Origin of the sequence: Leptospira ainlahdjerensis (genome assembly GCF_016919175.1) — a bacterium.
Taxonomy (GTDB): Bacteria; Spirochaetota; Leptospiria; order Leptospirales; family Leptospiraceae; genus Leptospira; species Leptospira ainlahdjerensis.
This window is the reverse complement of the sequence record NZ_JAFFPU010000041.1, coordinates 14,298-33,492: the sequence shown is the minus strand read 5'-3', so window position 1 is coordinate 33,492 and position 19,195 is coordinate 14,298. Positions and strand designations below refer to the sequence as shown.

14 protein-coding genes are annotated in these 19,195 nt (G+C 42.2%); 6 read left to right on the top strand and 8 right to left on the bottom strand.

The genetic code is table 11. The features are described 5' to 3' along the window. Positions 1-89: 89 nt before the first annotated feature. From JWG45_RS11530 to JWG45_RS11520, 3 genes are read right to left on the bottom strand one after another with little or no spacing between them, the layout of a single operon-like run. Positions 90-863, bottom strand: coding sequence for a ribonuclease H-like domain-containing protein (locus tag JWG45_RS11530; protein ID WP_205279855.1), 774 nt, complete (start codon positions 861-863; stop codon positions 90-92). Then, entirely contained in the window at positions 864-2,612 is a 1,749-nt protein-coding gene (locus JWG45_RS11525; protein ID WP_205279854.1) for an apolipoprotein N-acyltransferase, read from the bottom strand. Next, complete coding sequence (locus JWG45_RS11520; RefSeq protein ID WP_205279853.1) at positions 2,612-3,664, bottom strand: lipase secretion chaperone; 1,053 nt, start codon at positions 3,662-3,664, stop codon at positions 2,612-2,614. The genes JWG45_RS11525 and JWG45_RS11520 overlap by 1 nt, the downstream gene beginning before the upstream one ends. A gap of 87 nt (positions 3,665-3,751) precedes the next feature. Here JWG45_RS11520 and JWG45_RS11515 point away from each other — a divergent pair, with 87 nt between their 5' ends. Beyond that, the gene (locus JWG45_RS11515) at positions 3,752-4,774 is read left to right on the top strand and encodes an NAD(P)-dependent oxidoreductase (RefSeq protein WP_205279852.1); all 1,023 of its coding nucleotides are present in this window, start codon (positions 3,752-3,754) and stop codon (positions 4,772-4,774) included. A gap of 348 nt (positions 4,775-5,122) precedes the next feature. On the opposite strand, the gene JWG45_RS11510 is transcribed toward JWG45_RS11515, so the two are convergent. From JWG45_RS11510 to JWG45_RS11500, 3 genes are all read right to left on the bottom strand, one after another. Further along, positions 5,123-5,953, bottom strand: a complete 831-nt coding sequence (locus tag JWG45_RS11510; RefSeq protein ID WP_205279851.1) for an Fpg/Nei family DNA glycosylase — start codon at positions 5,951-5,953, stop codon at positions 5,123-5,125. A 78-nt stretch (positions 5,954-6,031) separates the two neighbouring features. Beyond that, complete coding sequence (locus JWG45_RS11505) at positions 6,032-6,931, bottom strand: SPL family radical SAM protein (protein WP_205279850.1); 900 nt, start codon at positions 6,929-6,931, stop codon at positions 6,032-6,034. Next, positions 6,909-7,634 carry a DNA alkylation repair protein gene (locus JWG45_RS11500; protein ID WP_205279849.1) on the bottom strand — a complete coding sequence of 242 codons (726 nt, stop codon included), beginning with the start codon at positions 7,632-7,634 and terminating at the stop codon, positions 6,909-6,911. The genes JWG45_RS11505 and JWG45_RS11500 overlap by 23 nt, the downstream gene beginning before the upstream one ends. 668 nt (positions 7,635-8,302) lie before the next feature. Here JWG45_RS11500 and JWG45_RS11495 point away from each other — a divergent pair. Continuing rightward, positions 8,303-8,833, top strand: coding sequence for an acyl-CoA thioesterase (locus tag JWG45_RS11495; protein WP_205279848.1), 531 nt, complete (start codon positions 8,303-8,305; stop codon positions 8,831-8,833). Positions 8,834-8,852: 19 nt separating this feature from the next. Continuing rightward, on the top strand, positions 8,853-9,359 hold the full coding sequence (locus JWG45_RS11490; RefSeq protein WP_205279847.1) for a MarR family winged helix-turn-helix transcriptional regulator: 507 nt from the start codon (positions 8,853-8,855) through the stop codon (positions 9,357-9,359). Between the two features lie 30 nt (positions 9,360-9,389). Here the strand turns inward: JWG45_RS11490 and JWG45_RS11485 are convergent, their stop codons facing one another. Further along, complete coding sequence (locus tag JWG45_RS11485; RefSeq protein WP_205279846.1) at positions 9,390-12,890, bottom strand: PAS domain-containing hybrid sensor histidine kinase/response regulator; 3,501 nt, start codon at positions 12,888-12,890, stop codon at positions 9,390-9,392. A gap of 478 nt (positions 12,891-13,368) precedes the next feature. Here JWG45_RS11485 and JWG45_RS11480 point away from each other — a divergent pair, with 478 nt between their 5' ends. After that, positions 13,369-15,750: a PAS domain-containing sensor histidine kinase gene (locus JWG45_RS11480; RefSeq protein ID WP_205279845.1), complete on the top strand. Its 2,382-nt coding sequence runs from the start codon at positions 13,369-13,371 to the stop codon at positions 15,748-15,750. A 749-nt stretch (positions 15,751-16,499) separates the two neighbouring features. Here JWG45_RS11480 and JWG45_RS11475 read toward each other — a convergent pair. After that, entirely contained in the window at positions 16,500-17,114 is a 615-nt protein-coding gene (locus tag JWG45_RS11475; RefSeq protein WP_408611627.1) for a flagellar filament outer layer protein FlaA, read from the bottom strand. Positions 17,115-17,263: 149 nt separating this feature from the next. On the opposite strand from JWG45_RS11475, the gene ompL47 reads away from it, so the two are divergent. Next, positions 17,264-18,343, top strand: a complete 1,080-nt coding sequence (ompL47, locus tag JWG45_RS11470) for a multi-beta-barrel domain surface protein OmpL47 (RefSeq protein WP_205279844.1) — start codon at positions 17,264-17,266, stop codon at positions 18,341-18,343. 89 nt (positions 18,344-18,432) lie between these two features. Then, positions 18,433-19,170 carry a ComF family protein gene (locus tag JWG45_RS11465; protein ID WP_205279843.1) on the top strand — a complete coding sequence of 246 codons (738 nt, stop codon included), beginning with the start codon at positions 18,433-18,435 and terminating at the stop codon, positions 19,168-19,170. Positions 19,171-19,195 lie beyond the last annotated feature (25 nt).

Below are 19,195 nucleotides of genomic sequence, written 5' to 3'. Positions count from 1 at the left end.
GCAAGTAAAAAAGCTCCTCTTCTCATCCGTCGGAACTCCGACAAAAATCCACCGCCGCGCGGATCTTGAAGAAGAGGTTTCAAAATCCGTTAAGACCGAAAGTCTCCGGGTTCTCTGATGATTTCTCCATAGAACGCAGTTTCTTTGATTTTTAAATTGTATCCTCTGATGAAAAGGATTTCAAGATTCACAGTGTCTTCCCGGTTGTAACCTTCTAAGATTCTCAGAGCGTCGGTATCGTCGTAGTCTACATATTGTCTCCAGAGTTTGACTGCGTCAGCGCCGTTGATCGCGGCTTCTTCCGGTCTGCTGATTCCCAAGGTTTTTTCGCAACCTTTGAGTCCGCCTTTGATTCCTAGAGACCTTAAGAAAAACATAATATCAATGTGGTTGTTCCTAAAACGAACGTTAAATTCCCTTTCCAGAAAAGGGACGTCAAAGGCGATTCCGTTGTAAGTGACAAAAATTCGATCGGGACTCACATTGTCCAAGAATAAATCCAGGTTGAACCCGCGGGTGTAAGCTTTGTATTCGGTTCCGTCGTAGGTTCCGATCATTGTGGTTCTATCTTCGCTCGCCAAACCGGTCGTTTCGATATCGAGATAGAGCAGTTTTTGACGGATCGTGGGAAATAATCGCCAGTGATGTTTTGCGGAAAGAACGTGGAAGAAGTAAAAAAAATTCTCCCGTTCCAATTCTTTTTTAGAAAATTCTAATGCGTCTAAGATGAGATTTTTGATCGGAACTGATTCAGTTCTTAAATAATCCTTCAGATCTTTCCAGTTAAGAACCCCCTTTTCCCAAAGATTTTTTTCTTCGACCGAATCTATACCCGGTAAATGGCAAAACGTGTGTTCGAGCATTCAAATTTTCCTTCCGCTTCGGAACACTAAGAAGAGCCGAAGTAAAACAATCAGTGAGGAAGCAATCCAAAGAAAAGTATTTCCGATTTTTGTATAAAAGGTTGCGCTGGAAGGATTGAGTTGAATCGAAAACGTGCGGATCGCGGTTTCATGAAATCCGATCGGTTGAATCAATGAAATTCCTCTCGAATCCCAAACATCCGTAATTCCCGATACGGTGGAACGAATCATCGGAATTCCGGTTTCGATCGCGCGCAGACGAACGGTTCCGGAATGTTGGTTCGCTTCCAATTCGGAATCAAACCAGGAATCGTTGGTGAGATTGACCAGAAGATCGGGGCGTTCTTCGGAATTAAAATAATCGAGCACAAGATCGGTGAACATCGCTTCGTAACACAAAAGAGGAAGAATCGAATAAGAATATTCTAAATTTTTAATTTTCTCAGATTGTATTTTCGGAGAATCGAAGCCGATTCTTACTTCATCCGGGACGCCGATTTTTGCGAGATCGCGTCTGTTAGGAGGCGGAACACTTGTTCGGTCTTTTAGGGAGGTTCCTGTTAGAAGTTTTGGAGAATTACCGGGGACGTAACGGGAGGTCTCCCGAAAAATCTTTCTTAAAAACGGAAACTCCGATTCGAAAGGAAGATATTCTCCAAAGGCCAAGAGCCTTCTTTTATTATAACGTTCCGTGATTCCATCCAAGTTTTTGAATAGGCTGATCTGATTTCTCAATAGGCCGTCTTCCATATTCAATTCGTTAAAAAGAACGTCCGCGCCGGTATGTTTGGAGAGATAGAGGACGAGTCCTTCCATCGTGGATGAATAGATGTGTTCGTTCTTATTTTCATCGGAATTAATCGTTCCGTGAAACGGAATCGATGATTCCGGAAGAATGATAAGCGAAGGAGGTTTTTCGGAAGCCATACTTCCTTGGAGCGCAAGGGAAAGTATTTTGCTCATCGTGCTCGCAAGAAAGATTTCGTCGGTTTGAAGATCTTTGGTTCCGGGAGACGTGTCGGGTTGTATCAGCGCAACCGAAAGGATTTTTGTTTTTCCTTCCGCGATCGAGTCGGAAACGAACCTGATTTTATATAAACCGTAAATATAAACGACGGAGATCACTAAGAGGGAGATAACTGCGATTTTGAATTCCTTTTTTTTTCGATCTCTAAAGTGAGCGATGAAAAACATCAGAGTCGAAGAGATGGAAAGTAAAAGAAAACTCAAACCGTAAACTCCGAAAACGGAGGCTAACTGTTCGAATACGATCGAACCGGAGACAAGATTTCCCCAATACCAGGGAAAAATTTGATAAGTGATAAGATCCGCGAGCGTTCCCGCCGAGGGAAATAAAAGTAAAACCCAGGGTTTAGAAGAATTTTGAATATTCGAAAAACGAAATATGAAATAGAAAGGAACGAATTTGATATGCGAAATCAGACCGTAAAAAAGGAAAAAAAGAAAGGAAACCGCCGGTCCAGTTCCGGAGATCCGAGAAACTGATCCCGGAATCCAGAAAAATGTCGTAAAGTTTAGAATTTGGGAGAGAAAGAAAAGCCAAAGAACGGCGCGGGTCGGAGATTCTCGATTGAGAGAAAAAAATAAGGATAACGCGGAAACCGAAGCTAAAATTCCCGCGCTTAGAAAAGAAAAAGGGGAAAGTCCAAAAAGAACGCCGAATCCCACTCCGAAACAAAGGAGGATTCTGTAACGAATTGAATCTAAGGGAACGAATCGATAAAACATCAGTTTTGATTTTTCTTGAGTTCCTCTTCATACTTAAGTCTTCTTGAATATTCTTCGGCTTCTTCTTTTCCGAGGTTTTTAACGCGGATTTCCATGAGAGCTTTTTCTCTCGCTTCTCCCTTTACGTTAGAATTTTTCTGAAGCCAATCGGATTCTTCGGTATGAGTTTGTTTTTCCTTTTTTTCCCTTTCTTCGATTTCTTTATAAACCGCGTCCATACGATCGGCTCCATCCTTACCGAAATACTTTTCCCGAATCGCTCTCGTTTTACCGTTTCTATCGGAAAGATTCATCTTTTCCAATTCTTTATCCCTTAAAAACATTTCGGTCTCGTAAGTATTGTATTTAGGCTCCCGAGTTTTTACGGTATTATAATACTGACCATAGACGTTTTTACGGTAATCTTCGTATCGTTCCATTCTTTTATCGCCGCTGAGAGACTCCGTGTCTTTTAAAAAGCCGCTCAAAGAATCCTGATAGGTTTCTTCCGCTTCCTCCAGACCGAAAATCAACTTAGCGTCGTTATCCGAAAAAAATTCCCTTCTTTTCTTTTTGACGATCTCGTATTTTTCGGCCCGGCTGAGTTTATCCGGAAGTTCGAATTCTCTCATCGTAGTTTCGTATCTCAAGTAACCCGAAAAAAGTTTCATCAGATAATCGGCGTCCTTACCGGAGTAGTGATCTGCGATGAAAGCGCGGATGATTTCGTTACATTGTTCGTACGCGGTGTTTTCCGGACATTGTCTCCGGAGCGCCCAGAGTTCGGAGACAAGATTGACTTCTCCGGTTGCGGCGTATTGCATGAGTTCGTCGAAGGTGAGCCAATTACCGTTCTCGTCGAAAATTCTTCTGGAAGTATCGACTACGGCTTGGTTTAAAATCCATTCTCCCGATTCGGATCTCTGAAGAGTAAATTCGGTTTCAGAATTCGCGGAGCCGCTTTTGGAACTGCCGCTTCCGCTAAAAAAAACGAACCAGACCAACGCGATGAGAATGACGGAGATCAATACGATTACCGCTGGGAATGTAATTCTTTCCTGGAGAGATTTCATGGACCTGTGATTCTCGAAGAATTCTTTCTCAAGGCAAACCTTTTTTGTTTTTTCTGAAAAAGTGGGTTCGGATGAAATGACAAAGTAGTGCAACAGAAAAGACCGATTCTCTATTACCCGGAAGGTACGACGGGAGCGAAGGAGATTTTTTCGCGTTTGGAAAAATTGGATGTCCGCTCTTATACTTCGGATCAGATTTCGCGACTGGACAAGGACGCGCCGGAGATTCTCGTCGCAAACACAAGATTAAGGATAAACAAAGACGCGATCGAAAAATATCCGACGGTAAGAATTTTCGCGACTGTGAGTTCCGGCACGGATCACGTTGACTTTGCCGCGCTCAAAGAAACGGGAAGAATTTTTTTGAACGCCCCCGGTTGTAACGCAGGTTCGGTGGCGGAATATTGTTTTGCCGGGCTTAAGAGCCGATTTTCGGAAAAGGAACTCAAAAGATCTAAAGTGGGAATGATCGGTCACGGCCATACTGGAAAAGAATTTCATAAAATTCTAAAGTCTTTTGAAATCGAGTCCGTTTTTTACGATCCGTTTTATAAGGCAGAATCCACTTCTTGGAAGGAGGTTTTGAATTCGGATATCGTAAGTTATCACGTTCCCTTGACGAAAGAAGGTCCGGAACCGACTTTTAGGATGATCACGGAATCGACGGTCGATTCTCTAAAACTGCGAAGTGTTTTTATCAATACGAGTCGCGGGGAAATTTTCACGCCCGAAGCGTTTTTGAAATTATTGGAAAGAAAAGATATATTCAAAATATTGGATGTGTTTGATCCCGAACCTCCCGCAAAAGAATTCGGAGCCTTTCTCGCGCGTGCGGAAAATTCTGTTTTTACTCCTCATATCGCGGGTTACAGTCAGATCGGAAGAATGAGCGGAACCCATCGTGTAGCCGAAAAATTGTCGATTCTTTATGAGGATCAACCGTTGCCGCCTCTGGAATTCTTTTTGGAAACAAAGGGAGAATTCAAAACAGAAACTTTTCTTCGGGAGGAAGACTTTCTTTTGAGAGAATCTTGGAAGAATGGAGATCCTACCTACTTTGAAAAAAGACGAAATTCTTATCCGATCCGTTTGGACTGGGGATTGGTCTGAGGATTTTTAGCTCTTTTGGGAAGCGGGTTTCAACGAGAATCAACCGCAGAGGGAATCTGTCGCGAACATTTTAGAACCTTGTTCACTGCAATCGAAATTCTGCGTTGATACTTTGTCGGACCAAGTTTGATTTTTGACTGGATTCGATTTTCAGAATGAATTCCGAAATTTTCGGCGGATTCTTCTTGGGACTTTTCCCAAAAATCTCAAAATTCAAAGTTTAGTACAACTCTCTACATCGTTATAAAAACGATGGAGTTCCAACATATTACTTCCTTTGAGCGGTTTCGAACTTGATAATCGATAAAATTTTATGGGAGTTCCTACACTCCGAGGTTTTGGTCGAGCTTATTTTTTTCCCCAATCGATGAATTGTTGTCCTTTTGCCTGCTGACAATTCGGACAAAAAAAGGAATCGTAACCTAAAACGTTCGCCCTTCGGATCGTGGTTCCACAGACGGGACAGGGTTCGTTTTTCCGATTTCTGACTTTGACGTGGTCCCTTACTTTTACTTCCAAGGGAGAGTTTTTCTTTCGTATATAATCGATCGAAGAGGAAAGGACTTCTTTGATACTTTTATAGAGTAATATTTTGTCTTCGGGTGAAAGTTGATTGCAGGGAGTTTTCGGATGAATTCTCGCCGCAAAGAGGATTTCGTCCGCATAAGCGTTTCCTAATACACTTAGCTTGGTCTGATCCATCAAAAATACACGCGTTTGTTTTCGGCTTTTATCCATTAATTTAAGAAAAAGGGACTCGGTGAATTCTTCCGAAAGGAGATCGACCCCCTGTGTTTTGTATTTCGGGATTTGTTTCAATTCTTCCGGTTTTAGAAAATAAACCTTTCCCATCCTAGTGTCGTCCATATAATTCAGGACCGGTCCGTCCGTATGAATCCGAACACAAAGATCCTTTCGTTTGTATTTCGGATCTAACGAAAATCTTCCGGACAACATAGGATGAACTACTATATTCACTTTTTCGAATGAAAAGTTGAGAAAAGGTCCGTTCCTTTCTATCTTTTGAAAGGCCGCGTCTTTGAAGGAGCTTTCCAGAGCTCCTCCGGTAAGATCGCGAACCACGATCGGATCTATGATCTCGATAGATTCGACTTTTCGATCGATCAATTCGGGGATAAGTCTTTCTTGAATGATAACCAAATCCGGTAGTTCGGGCATATCTGCGATAGCATTCTATCTTTTTACTTTCGTCAAGAAGATGTTAAGGAAGAAATCGATCTAAGAATGAAGCAAAAATCAACTCGGTTTGAGGATTCCCTTTTGTAACCCGTATTTCGCGCATAGCTCGTCGGTCTTGTTTTGGAGCGCGATCCGGTAATATGCAGGCATTTGATTCCCTTGGGAGAAGAATTTTTTATATTTTTCGATCAGATGCGGATATTCTTTTTCGATTGTTTTCAAGACGAGGGATTTGTTATCCGAAGAATCCTCTCCTCCAAAAAGAGTGAGGCTCGCGGGAAAAATATAATGAATGCCCGTCTCACGAAACCTCCGGAACATCCGATCCAGATTTTCACCGGTATCGGAAATATGCGGGAGAAGGGGCATCAAACTTACTCCGCTAAACAACCCGCGTTTCAGAGTTTCTTTGAGTGCTTCGAAACGTAAGCTCGGAACGACGGCTCCGGGTTCGAAAATTCGAGCAGTTGAATCCTCGAGGGTGGAGAATGAAAACGTAATAAACGATTTTCGATTCAATCGTTCCCGTAATTCTTCTGGAAGAATGGCCGCCTTTTCTATCTCTAAAAGGAGATCCAGGTCTCGCAAAATTAAATTCGACTTTGTGAGAATATGGACCGGGAATTTGTATTTTAGAATTATCTTAAGTAGTTCCCTGGTAAGTCCCTTTTCCTTTTCAATCGGAATATACGGATCCGTCGCGGAAGAGATTACGATGATGCCGTGTCGATTTTTTTTGGCCTTGTTCCAAAGTTGTCGATCCAGGACTTCCACCGCGTTTTCCTTTACTGAAAGTTTATCTTCGGAGTTGATTCCGTATTTACTTCCGGAAACATAACAATACAGACAACGGAATGAACAACCGCTATAAGGATTGAGCGTATAGTCGTCCAGAAACCAGGGATCTCTCCGTTTCGTCTTATTGAGGATACTTTTAATCCGAATATTTTGAGGCATACTTCGGAGATCGATCGAGTCCGATTTTAATTTTTGTTCTGAAATAAGACTGAACGTCGTCTTCGTTCAGTCTTATTTCGAATTTTTGAACGATATCCGGATGAAATTTAGAAACGGTTTTTACGGCCCAGCCGATCCCTTTTTTTGTGTGAAAGTCTTTCGTATTCGATTTTGTTAAAAGGAGCAAAAACGTCTCCTCTACATATTTTTTTCCGAGTCCTTTTTTGACCGCGTAATGAGTTGCGACGCCGACGGATCGAACGACCCAAGAGTTTGTGTGGTTGATAAAATTTTTCAAAACGGGAAGAGTGATTTCCGGATTTTTTAAAAGGGAATGTCCAAGGACTCTTTCTCCTATAATATCGCAAACGAACCACTGGTTTCCGGATATCATGTATTCGATCATCTTTTCAAAGGATTGTTCGAAATGTTTTTCTAAACGGAGTTGCAGAATCATCGCAGCGACGACGTTGCCTCCCATCGATTGATACTCGATGATTTGATCCGCAAAATCGATCTGATGTTCTTCCGGAATTTTAGAATGGAGTTCCTTTCCGGCGAGTTCCAGTAACGGAAATTTCACTTTATCGGATAAAAGTCTGGACTGGATTCTTTCGAGTAGGAGTTTTTGCTCCAACTCTTCGGAATCGAAAAGATCGGAAAGGATCTTTTTGATTTCTTTTTTAGATTGGATCGTGGGCATTCTGAGAACGTAATCCTGAGACGTTTATAACTCTGGGAGCAAGTCCTTGTCAACGTACTTTAAAACCCAATTCTTCGTCGAAAAGGATGCTCGAATTGTCTTTTTTTCTTCCGGTAAAATCGGATCGGGGATCTGTTTTTTAAAGTTCTATTTTAGCTTTTAAAAAATGGCCTTGTTCTTGAGTGTTCGAATCCGATGAATACTTCTTTTTGTGTCCTTCCAGAATTGTTCCGACAAACAATTTGGTCGTAAACGGCGATAAAACAAAAGATACAGGCCTCCTCCACCCTAAAGATAACTTTACCCACAGATTGGGAGGAAACTCAAGGAGAATTGTCCGACAAGAAGGGCTCTTGAGGAGTTCCTACACGGGGATTTGTGCTTGTAAAAAGTGTAATTCTGTGATAAAGGAAAGTCCGCCGTGGTTTTTTCCACCACCCACCCCTCCACCCAAGATTTGGGTGGGGCGAGCCGCTTCCACAGTAGAGTTGTCGGAGTTCCGACAGATTTTCGTCCGATCCTTGGCCTCCTTCTGCCCTAAAGAATGAATTCTCCCGTAGGGAATCGAGTTTTTCTTTAAAAACGTTTGACATTTTTTATTAAAACTGTGCAGATACACATGTGTATCTGCATTTATGTAATTGCACAGAAAAGTTTTGGAGGCTTTTATGCTTTCTACATTGAACAAAACCGAGTTGTCTCCTTCCGGTCTTTATCGAATCCGGTTTCAGGATTGTGATCCTTTCGGGCACCTCAACAACGCTCGTTATATGGATTACTTTTTAGAAGCTAGGGAAGATCACCTCAGGGATTTTTATGGATTCGATTTGTTCGAACATTCTTCCAGAGAAGGAAAATCCTGGGTTGTCACTCGAACTCAGATCGCTTATCTTGAACCGGCTAAACAAAGCGATCTTGTTCGAATCGTCACAAGGTTGGTCTCCAGGAGCGATGGAGGAATTCGAAACGAAGATTTGATGTATGATCAAGCCGGAAAAAAATTAAAGGCCTTGATATGGATTGATTTTGCATTCATCGATCTTAAAAGAGGAAGGCCGACCCGGCACGGAGAGGAATTGACTCGGTTTTTCGATTCCGTTCTTTATTCGGATTCGGGGCTGCAGAGCGGAAATTTTGAAGAGCGAGTTCGCGAGTTGAAGCGGACGATGGCTCCTGGAATGGAAGCCGTTCTCGTTTAAATTCAATTCGGAGAATTGTATGGTCAAAAAGACGGAATCGAAGGTTTTAAAAAAGAATTTAAAAAAGGAATCTTTCAATCCAACCCGCGACGAACTTTTGACCGTAGGTTTGGGATGTCTGAACTTCAATTTGAAAAGGGCGTCCCGAGCCATCGCTCAATACTTCGATCGAATTTTAGATCCCGTCGGCCTTACCTCGGCCCGCTTTAACATTCTTATGACCCTGGGAACCACGGAAGGTATGGAATTGGCTCCGATGGCGGAACTTCTAGTTTTGGATCGGACCACTCTTCTTCGAAATTTGGAACCTCTGGAAACTTTAGGCTATGTCAAAGACATTCCTTCGGATAACAAAAGAGCGAGAAAGGTCGCTCTGACCGAAAACGGCTGGGAAACTCTTAGACTTGCTTATCCGGTTTGGAAGGAGGCTCACGATCACGTGGTTCAAAATCTCGGAGTTGCGGAATGGAAATCCATCATCAAAGGTCTGAGAACGATTTCTAAAAAAAGAATATTCGAAAATTAGAAAATTTTAAAATAGAATTTCATCGTATCTTTAAACCAACCACTTTAGAATGACTTTCGTAAAATCCGCCTGGATTGCTGGTTTGCTCACGTAGTCGTCCATTCCAGCTTCGATACATTTTTCCCTTTCTCCGGAAACGATCCCGGCGGTCAGTGCGATGATCGGAACTCTTCTTCCGATTTCCAAACCTCGAATTGCCGTGGTCGCTTCGTATCCGTTCATATCCGGCATCTGGATATCCATAAAAATTAAATCCGGTAACGATTTTAAGTTTTGTTCCACGGCCTCTATGCCGTTGCCGGCTTCGATGATCTTTGCGGCCGGTAGAATTCTCGCGATGATACTTTTTGTCAAAAGCATGTTGACCGGATTGTCCTCTGCGATCAATATTTTAACCGCCTTTCGAATCGAAGGAGTCGTTTCTCCGGTTTTGATTTCGCTCTTTTGCATCTGGGGTTTTTTAAGAATTTGGTTTCTTCCGATCAGATCGTAGAAATCCGGTATATAAATCGGTTTTGTGATCACCTCTTGAATTCCGATCTTCTGAGATTCTTCGATGGTGTTCGAATCGTCGGATGCGCTGCTCAGTAGTATGATCGGTTGTTCTTCCGCGGGGATGTTGAGTTTTTGACGGATGATTTTTGCGGTTTCCATTCCGTCCATCAATGGCATGTGATAATCTAACAAGATAAAATCGTATCTGTTTTCCGATGCGATTTTTTCGATCGCTTCGGTTCCGCTCTTTACGAGCTCGCAGGGAATATTCGATGATCTTAACATTTCCTCGAGTATCTTTCGGTTGTTGTCGTTATCGTCCACGACCAATATTTTTTTGACCGTTTCGAATCGAGGCCATCGTTGTGCCGGATCCGATTCCAGGACTTCCATCTTGAGATCGAAAAAGAAAACGCTTCCGATCCCAATCTTACTTTCCAATTCCAATTTACTCTTCATCATTGCAAGAATTTGATTGGAGATGGTAAGACCTAATCCGGTTCCTCCGAATCTTCTCGTTGTGGATGCGTCTTCTTGTGAAAAGGCGTCGAAAATTTTTCTCTGATTTTCCTTGGCGATTCCGATTCCGGTATCACGGACCGAAAAACGAAATAAGGATTCCGTTTTGGAGATTTCCGAGAGAACCTCGATCTTGAATTCGATTTCCCCTTCTTCGGTGAATTTGATCGCGTTGCTAAAAAGATTTATTAGGATCTGTTTTAATCGAATGCTGTCCGTGTTTACGAACTTTGGGATGGCGGGAGATATGTTTACGAGTAATTCTAAATTCTTCTTATGAGCCTGGAATTTGATAGTATTTACAACCTGACTTCCTAATTCCCAAATATCGGTCATCTCATAAGCGAGTTCCAGCTTACCCGCTTCAATTTTAGAAAAATCTAATATGTCATTGATGACTTCGAGTAACGATCCCGCCGATTGATATACGGTCATCATATATTGGTGCTGCGTAACATCCAGGTTTGTTCTGAGCAATAAGTCAGTAAATCCTATAATTCCGTTGAGAGGAGTCCGGATTTCATGACTCATATTGGCCAAGAACTCGGATTTTGCACTACTTGCCCTTTCGGCGACCACTTTAGCTTTTTTTAATTCTTCTCTTTGTACGCAACTTTCGGTGATATCCTGAGTGAACATCATGATCCCGCCGATCGTTCCATCCAGCTGGTACCAAGGTCGAACTTCCCATCTCAGATATTGATCGTGTTCCCATCCTGCGGGTCTCCATACGTCCTCATTGTTTTTGAGAACTTCGCCGGAAAGACATCTTTGGTGAGTTTCTTTCCATTCCTTTGATATGTTCGGGAAAACTTCGTAGTGCGATAACCCTATGATATTTCTTCCCTGGAGATGATATTCCGCGATCCATCTTTCACTGACGGCGATGTATCTGATTTCCGTGTCAAACATCGCGACTGCCGCCGGTGCGTGTTCGACGAAAGCGAGCAATCTCGATCTTTCCTTAAAGAGAGCAATCTCCGTTTTTTTTCTTTCGTCGATGTCATACAACGCGCCGTAGATTCTAGTACAAACTCCGTTTTCAAATTCAGCGTTAGCTACCGAACGGACCCAGAGTTCGTTCCCTTTCGCGGTCACCAACTGCATTTCAACGTCGTAGGGAATTCCTTTCTCAACTAATTTCTTAACCGCCTCGGTGATTTTAGTTCTGCTTTCCCCTTCTTTTACGAACTGAAGTCCGTTCTCAATCGTTGGAATAAAATCGGCCGGGACTTCATGCATTTCTTTCGTAACCACCGACCAAGTGCCGATTCCCGTTTTTAAATCCGCGTCCCAGGCTCCGATACGAACGAGCTTGCTTGTTTGTTCTAAAAGACCCTTCGCTTTGATCAGCTCGCTTTCAAAATTCTTACTTTCCGTGATGTCGTAGGTTAGGATCATTACTGAATAATCCGGGAGGTTCAAAGGTATGGCTGTTACTTTTGTCCAGATCACCGATTGGTCTTCGATTTGAATTCCTACTATCTCGTCTTTAACCACGTTTTTTTTTGTTCTTGCCCTTCGACTTGGAAGCTCGGCTTGAGAATAAAGCGAGCCGTCTGGTTTATAGTATATTCTATTTTTATAATGTCCATTTTGTAGATCTTCGCTGTTAATTGAAAGAATACGCTCCAACGCGGGATTGATTTTAACAACTTCATGATTGTGATTTAACAACGTAACGCCGATGGGAAGAGATTCGAATAACGTATTCAGTTCAATTTCGCTCTTTTGTAAGAGTTCGGTTGTTTGTTTGATCGAAGTGATATCGTTTACGATAACAAAAAAGCCGCAGAGTTTACCGTCTTTCAAATCGGGAATATAATGGGCGATGGTGTCCTTCGCGGACTTTCCGTCCGGCAACGGGATTCTTCTTTCAAAACTTTGCACTTTTCCTTGCAGAGCTTTTTCGATGTAAGGAAGATTTTTTTCATATAGAGAATCGCCCAAAACTTCTCTGATATGTTTTCCGGAAATATCCTGAGGCGAGATCCCGAACCATTCCAGGTAAGCTTGATTTGCAAATCTGTTGATTAGATTGGTGTCCCAATAGCCGATTAGAGCGGGCAAGGCGTCCAAGATCGATCGAAAATATCCGTGCATATCCTGAGATTCCCGTCTATTTTGAATCTCTTCCGAAAGGTCGATTCCGCCTAATAGACGATAGGCGACTCCACGATCGTTATATAGAATCATTAAACGGTTCTTAAATACAATTTCCTTTTCTCCGGAATGAAATGAGAAATTTTCCTCGCTTTCAGAGGATTTATTTTTCCTGATCGCCGAAACGATTTCGGGAATTTTTCGGAGGCTTTCCTCGGTTAAAATCGAGGTTGAACTTTCAAGAGTTGTATCGAGTCCAAGCGTTCTTAAAAATCTTCGGTCGCACCAAAAATTTTTTTCGGATTCTAAATCTAAAATCCACAAACCGTCTAACGCTCGATTTTGAACCCAATCAAAGAGCGCGGAATCTTTTTGAATCCATCGATGGAGTTCCTGTTCCAGAAAATTTGACATATATGTAGATTTTGACGGATGAGAACGTTTGTATAAAGTGTCGAGGATTCTATAAACGGTGGAAAAAAATCTAAGTCAAATGAAAATTAATTTCCTCCTAATCTACGATTTTCTGTTCCAACTCGATTTTGAAAGGAGTGAACGAAGTTCTTAGATAGAATTCCGGCGGATTTTGTCAGAATTTGTTTTGATCCCGTTTTGTTCAATTTATGTCAAAAGCAAGTTGTCTTTTTGTATTTTCTCGTTTCGGAATCCTTTTCAATTCGGAGAATCTAAAAAACGGCCCAACGATCTCATTTCTTTCAATCCGCAGTGAATTCGTGTTCGCAAAAATCGTCCGATTTATGTAGGAATATTCAAAAAATCGAATTTACTTTTGAAAATCAGAGGTTATTCTAAAAAAATAATTTCCTAAGAAATCTCGCTTTTCCTCTAAGAGATTCTTTATGAAAATGGCGCCCCAAATTCCGTTGAAATCATGATTCGTTTTAATATACCTTCTTTTTTGAGACCGCCGGTATTCTCGGACGCGGAGAAAGATTTTTCCGTTCGGCTGATGTATGGAATTATGCTCGCTTGTTTGGCGACGGCTCTGAGTTATCGGATTCTTCATCCCATCCTCGCGGAAAAGCCGAAGTCGGTTTATATCGCCGCTTATCTCATTCCCCTCGCGGTTTTAGTATGTCACTTAATCGCTAAGACCGGAAGAATTTTACTCGCCGCTCATATCATGATCGGAATCGAATGGTTGGCCACGTTCGGGATTATGTTTCGGGAAGGAGCGACCCAGACGGTGGTATTTCCTTTTAGTCTGGTTTTGATTTTGATCTCGGCGCTTCTTCTCGGAACCAGAGCCGTTTATATCTACGCCACCCTTTCTATTTCTCTCGCGATTTTCAGCGAATATCTGATTCAGAACGGAATCATTCGGCCGGTGGAGAGTCCGAAGGGGCCCTGGTCCGTTCTTATGGGGGAAATCTCCGCGTTTATTCTCGTTGCGATTTTGATGAAATATACGTTACTCGGCTTTGCCAAAGTGAAAAAGGAACTTTCCGAAATTCAACGTTATGCGAAATTGGGAGGCTGGAGTTTGAATACCCAAACCTTGGAGCTGACGCTCACAAAGGAATATCAATTCCTTTTGGGCGATTCGAAGGCGACCGAATCCATAAACACTTCCTTTTCGTCTTTTTTAAATTCTTACGTTGTGGAGGAAGATAGGGTAAAACTTCTCACGATTCTCGCGGAAAGTCTGACTCATAAGGAAGATCCTGACTATACTCTGGAATTCGTTTATCAGATCCAAAGGACCGACGAAAAAAGAAGTTTTCTTGCGGTGAGCGGCAGATTCTTAAATTCGTTTATCGCTTTCGGGACCGCACAGGATATCACGGAAAAATATTTAGCGGAAGAAGCGTTACGGCCTACTCAGGAAATCTATTCGAAGGTGTTTACGTTGAGTCCGATTTCCACGACAATTTCGACCGTGGAAGAGGGAAGATATATCGAAGTCAACGACAGCTTTGTCGCTCTTTTCGGTTACTCCAGAGAAGAATCGATCGGAAGAACGAGTACCGAGTTGAACATTTGGCCGGACCCGAACGTAAGAAGGGATTATCTGGAAAGATTGGTCAGGGAAAAAATTCTTATCGATCAAGAATTGATTCTTCGTGCTAAGGATGGAAGAACTATTCACGCGGAATGTTACAGCATGTTCGCGGAAATCAGCGGCAAACTTTGTGTAATCAATCTAGTAAAGGATATTTCCGAAAAAAAAGAAGCCGAGGCTTTGAGAAGATTGAATAAGGAAATCTCGGATCAAAAAGAACTGATCGAAAAACAAAAGCAGGATTTGGAGGAGATTCTTCAGAACTTAAAGAAAACACAGAACCAGCTGATCGTTTCCGAAAAGATGGCCGCCTTAGGACAGTTAGTCGCCGGAATCGCCCACGAAATCAACAATCCGATCGGAGTCATCAAAGCCGCCAACGATTCGATTCAGAATTATTTCGACCATTCTACCGATCGTTTGTCCAGTCATTCCGATATCATTCAGAGTTTGGATATTTCGGTTTTAAAGGAACTCTTCGCCTTTATGAACAAAGGTAAAAGAGATCAAGAAATTCTTTCCCCAAAGGAAGTCCGTTCCAGAATCAAGGAACTGGAGATAAAACTCAAAGATAAGAATATCGACAACGCTCATTCCATCGCCCAGGATTTGGTGGAATCCGGTTTGGAAAACTCTTTGGAAGAATTTCCGAATTTATTCTCCGGAGAATTCGTTCCGATTCTTTTAAACTTCGCGATGCAGGAGATTCAGGCGGCCAAGAGTTCCAAGTTGATCGACATGTCTGTCAACAGAACTTCAAAGGTTGTTTTTGCGCTTCGAAAATTCTCTCATTTCGGTTCGGAGGGAATCAAAACATCCGTGAGCCTTCCTGAAAGTTTGGAAACGGTCCTTACGATTTATCAAAATCAATTAAAGGCCGGGGTAGAAATTAGAAAACACTACGATGAAGTGCCACCTATTCAGGGTTATGCGGATGATTTGATTCACGTTTGGACAAATCTTATTTACAACGCGGTACAGGCGATGTCCTTCAAAGGTGTTCTTGAAATAACGGTTCGCAAAAACGGCGAAAACGAGTTGGAAGCGGTGATTTCCGATTCCGGACCAGGGATCCCTCCGCAAGCGCAGGATCGAATTTTCGAACCTTTTTTTACCACAAAGGCTCAAGGAGAAGGTTCCGGTCTCGGTTTGGACATTGCACGTAGAATCATCGAGACCCACGGCGGTAGTATTCATTTTGAAACTTCTTCTTCCGGGACCAAGTTTTTTGTTCGTCTTCCGATCTCGTAGATCGCAGCCGAACCTGCGTTTTTGGATCGTTCGAATTTTTTGATCGGAGAGTTTTTTCTTACCCTTTCTTTGCAAAAGATACCGCTCATAAAGATCTAAAAATTTATCCGAATACCTATATGAAAAAATCCGGTTTATAAAGTTCTAATCAATTCCTATAAGCTCCCACAAATTGTATCTCATTGATTTTTCGTAAAAGTGCACATCGTTCTTTTATTCGAAATGCGCGAAGAGTTCCCGCATTTTTAGAGTTTCCCAAAGGCTCCAAATCAGAATTCCATTCCGACCCAGAGAATAACCTTCCCTAAAAGTTGGCTGAAATTTTAAGGAAGAATCCGTCGGAACTCCGACAACTCTTCTGTAAAAGTCGCGGGCCCCACCCTGATCTTGGGTGGAGGGGTGGGTGGCGGGAAAAAATCCGGAGACTTTCCTCTATCAGAAAATCAAACTTTTCACAAGAAAAAATTCTTATCTAGGAATTCCTACAAAATTCTTACTTGTCGGACAATTCTCCTTGCAGTTCCTCTCAATTCATGGGATAGCTATCCGAGGTGAGAAGTTTGCTCTCGATCTGTTAGGAAACCGGAAACTAAAAACTTTGAAACGATTTTATTTCGAAAAAGAATCCCTTCTTCGAATTTCGTCTTAGATAGTATATTAAAAAAAAGGAATTTAATTTCTAAAAAATTGCGGTCGCAGGATAGGACAAAGGACTCAAAACATTCTTCTTTTATAAAAATCGGTTTTGTTTAACGGACTAAAGTTTTATCGTTTGGAAACATTCGATTCTTGTCTCGAATGATCGCGAGAATGTCATCGATCGCGAATAGATCCCTGGTTCCCCGTTTCATCTCGAAAGGAGCTTCGTAGAGAAGTCCTAAAAATTCCACGGGGGCTTGTTTCGTAAAAATAATATCGTCTTGTCTGATCTTTCTCACCACGTTGAGTTTGATCTTTTTCCATCCTTCAAAACTCAGATGGGTAATTAGTATTTTCTTAACTTCTAAAGTAGAATCTCTTAACAAAACGTAAAGTGAGGCGCCGGAACCGGAGGAATAGACGTGAAATTGGAATTCCTGAACAAAACCTCGGGTTCTCCAAGGAGATTCCCAGAGGATTTCAAAGGATTGATTTTTTTCTGCGGGCACTTCCAAAAGAAGACTTTTGGAAGAATTGCGCTCCGGACTGAGCAAAAGAGAGGAGGTTCTTATGTCCGGAAAGTATTCTTCCGCCAATCGTGTCTTGAGATTTTTCGTATTCCATTCTTTGGTTTCAAAATCCTCTACGACCACTTGTTTCCAAATTTCCGCCGGTGATTTTTCCTGAGCGTCCACCGCATCGGACAGTTTGAAAAAAAGCAGCATCACGAAGAGAACGTAATTTTGAATCCCGGTCTCTCTCATGGGCCGGAAGGATTTTTTTTTCTTAGAATCAGTTGACACGCTTCTTCCAAAGGTTTCCACTATCCGAATATCGTCAAAAAACTAATTAACCTAATTCATAGGAGTGTAAAATGAAGGGTTCTTATCTCGCAAGACTCGCAATCGCTTTTTTAATGTCCTTTTCCGTGGCTCTCGTAGCTCAGGAAGATCTGGACGAAAATTCTACCCCTCAGGCAACGACCCAAGGGCAAACAGGGGCAACCGCGCCTGCGGCTAGCACTAAAAATGCGGGAAATACTCAAAGTGATGAAGTAAAGAATGCAGATCTTTACGTGAACTCTAAAAGTTCTTTTGAAATTTCCGCAAAAGACGATTCCAGCACAGTGGATTATATTGAATACAAGATCGGCGATGCTGATTACGCAAAATATACTTCTCCGATCGCAATTCTGAAAGAAGGTGTAAACCGTCTTACTTACAGAGCTGTGGATAAAGCTGGAAACAAAGAACCTGCAAAGGCTCTCGTCGTAGTGGTGGATAACACCGCTCCTACCGTTAAAATCGCTCCGAGCGAAATTCTTTACAATCTCGACGGATACAATTACGGTTCTAAGAACGTAACTTATACTATCACCGCGATCGACGGTCTTTCCGGAGTGAAAGAAGTAAAGTATTCCATCAACGGCGGGGATCTGAAAACTTACGACAACCAGCCTATCAAACTTGAGAAAGCCGGAGTAAATCTGATCAAGTATTCCGCAGTGGACAATTCCGGAAACTCGACTTCAGAAGCGATCCTGGTGGTTACCCTGGACGACGTAAAACCGGAAGTTGAAATTCAAGGAAATACTCCTCTTGTGATCATCGACGGAAAAACGTATTCCAGAAAAGGAAACTCTTTCACCATCAAGGCGTTAGACGGACAATCCGGAATCAAAAGAATTCTGATCAAAGTCGACAATGCCGCCGATTTCGTTCCTTATGCAGAATCGATCGTGATCGATTCTCAAGGTGAGCACACAATCGAAGCAAAGGCGGTTGACAATGTTGGAAACGAAAGCGAAACGAAAAAAGTCAGCTTTTCCGTGGATGTAAATCCTCCGACTACGGAAATTCGTAAAGTGGATGCAGGTTCCAGCAGCAACACTCAGCCAGCGGCTCAACCTGCACCGGCTCCAGCGCCTACAACTTCCACCCCTCCAAGAAGATAAGAATTCATTTTTTTTTCAAGGTGGCAAAAAAGCCCGGATTTTCCGGGCTTTTTTATTCTCTTCTCACTCTTCCGAGAACCGATTCGGTTATGGGCTTTTGGAAATTCTTCGATTTATTTCTCCCTTCTTCTTGTGAGTTTTGCGGACGTCACGATTTTTTTTCCTCCAAGATCGGCGTCTGCAAACTCTGTCACAACGAAAATCGAAACCCGGTAACGTTCCAAGGAACGGAATGTAAAATCTGCAAAGAATGGAATCCGGGAGAAGAATGTTCCTTCTGTTCTTCCAGAAATTTTTTTTTCGAGGAATTAAAATTTTTAAGAAGTAGAACTCCGTTTTTGGCAAAGGTAGTCAACTTCGTAAAATTTCAATCGGTCTATTTACTTTCGGTTTATCTGAGTCTTGGAATGAAAAGAGAACTCGTTTCTTGGAAAAAAATTTCCTTCTCGGGAATTGTCGTGATGCCTTCGACACAAACACGTTGGTATCAAAAAAAGAAAAAAAAACCTTTCGAATCCTACGACTTCGCCCTGAAAAGATTGCGAAAATTTCTTCCGTTTCCGTTTCCGTTGCTCGCGCCAGTCGTCAAGATTAGCCGAGAAAAACAGGCGGGTAAAAGTTACGCCGATCGATTTATCCACGCAAGGCTTGCATTCCAAATCAAAGAGGAGTATAAAGGAAGTTTAGAAGGAGATTACCTTCTTTTGGACGACGTGTTTACAACCGGGGCTTCTGCAAACGAACTCGCGAGAATTCTCTTAGAAAACGGGGCCAGGTCGGTTCGAGTTTTGACGCTAATTCGAACAGAAGGAAAAAAGCCTGTTTAAAAAATAGGTTACAAATGTATAGTAT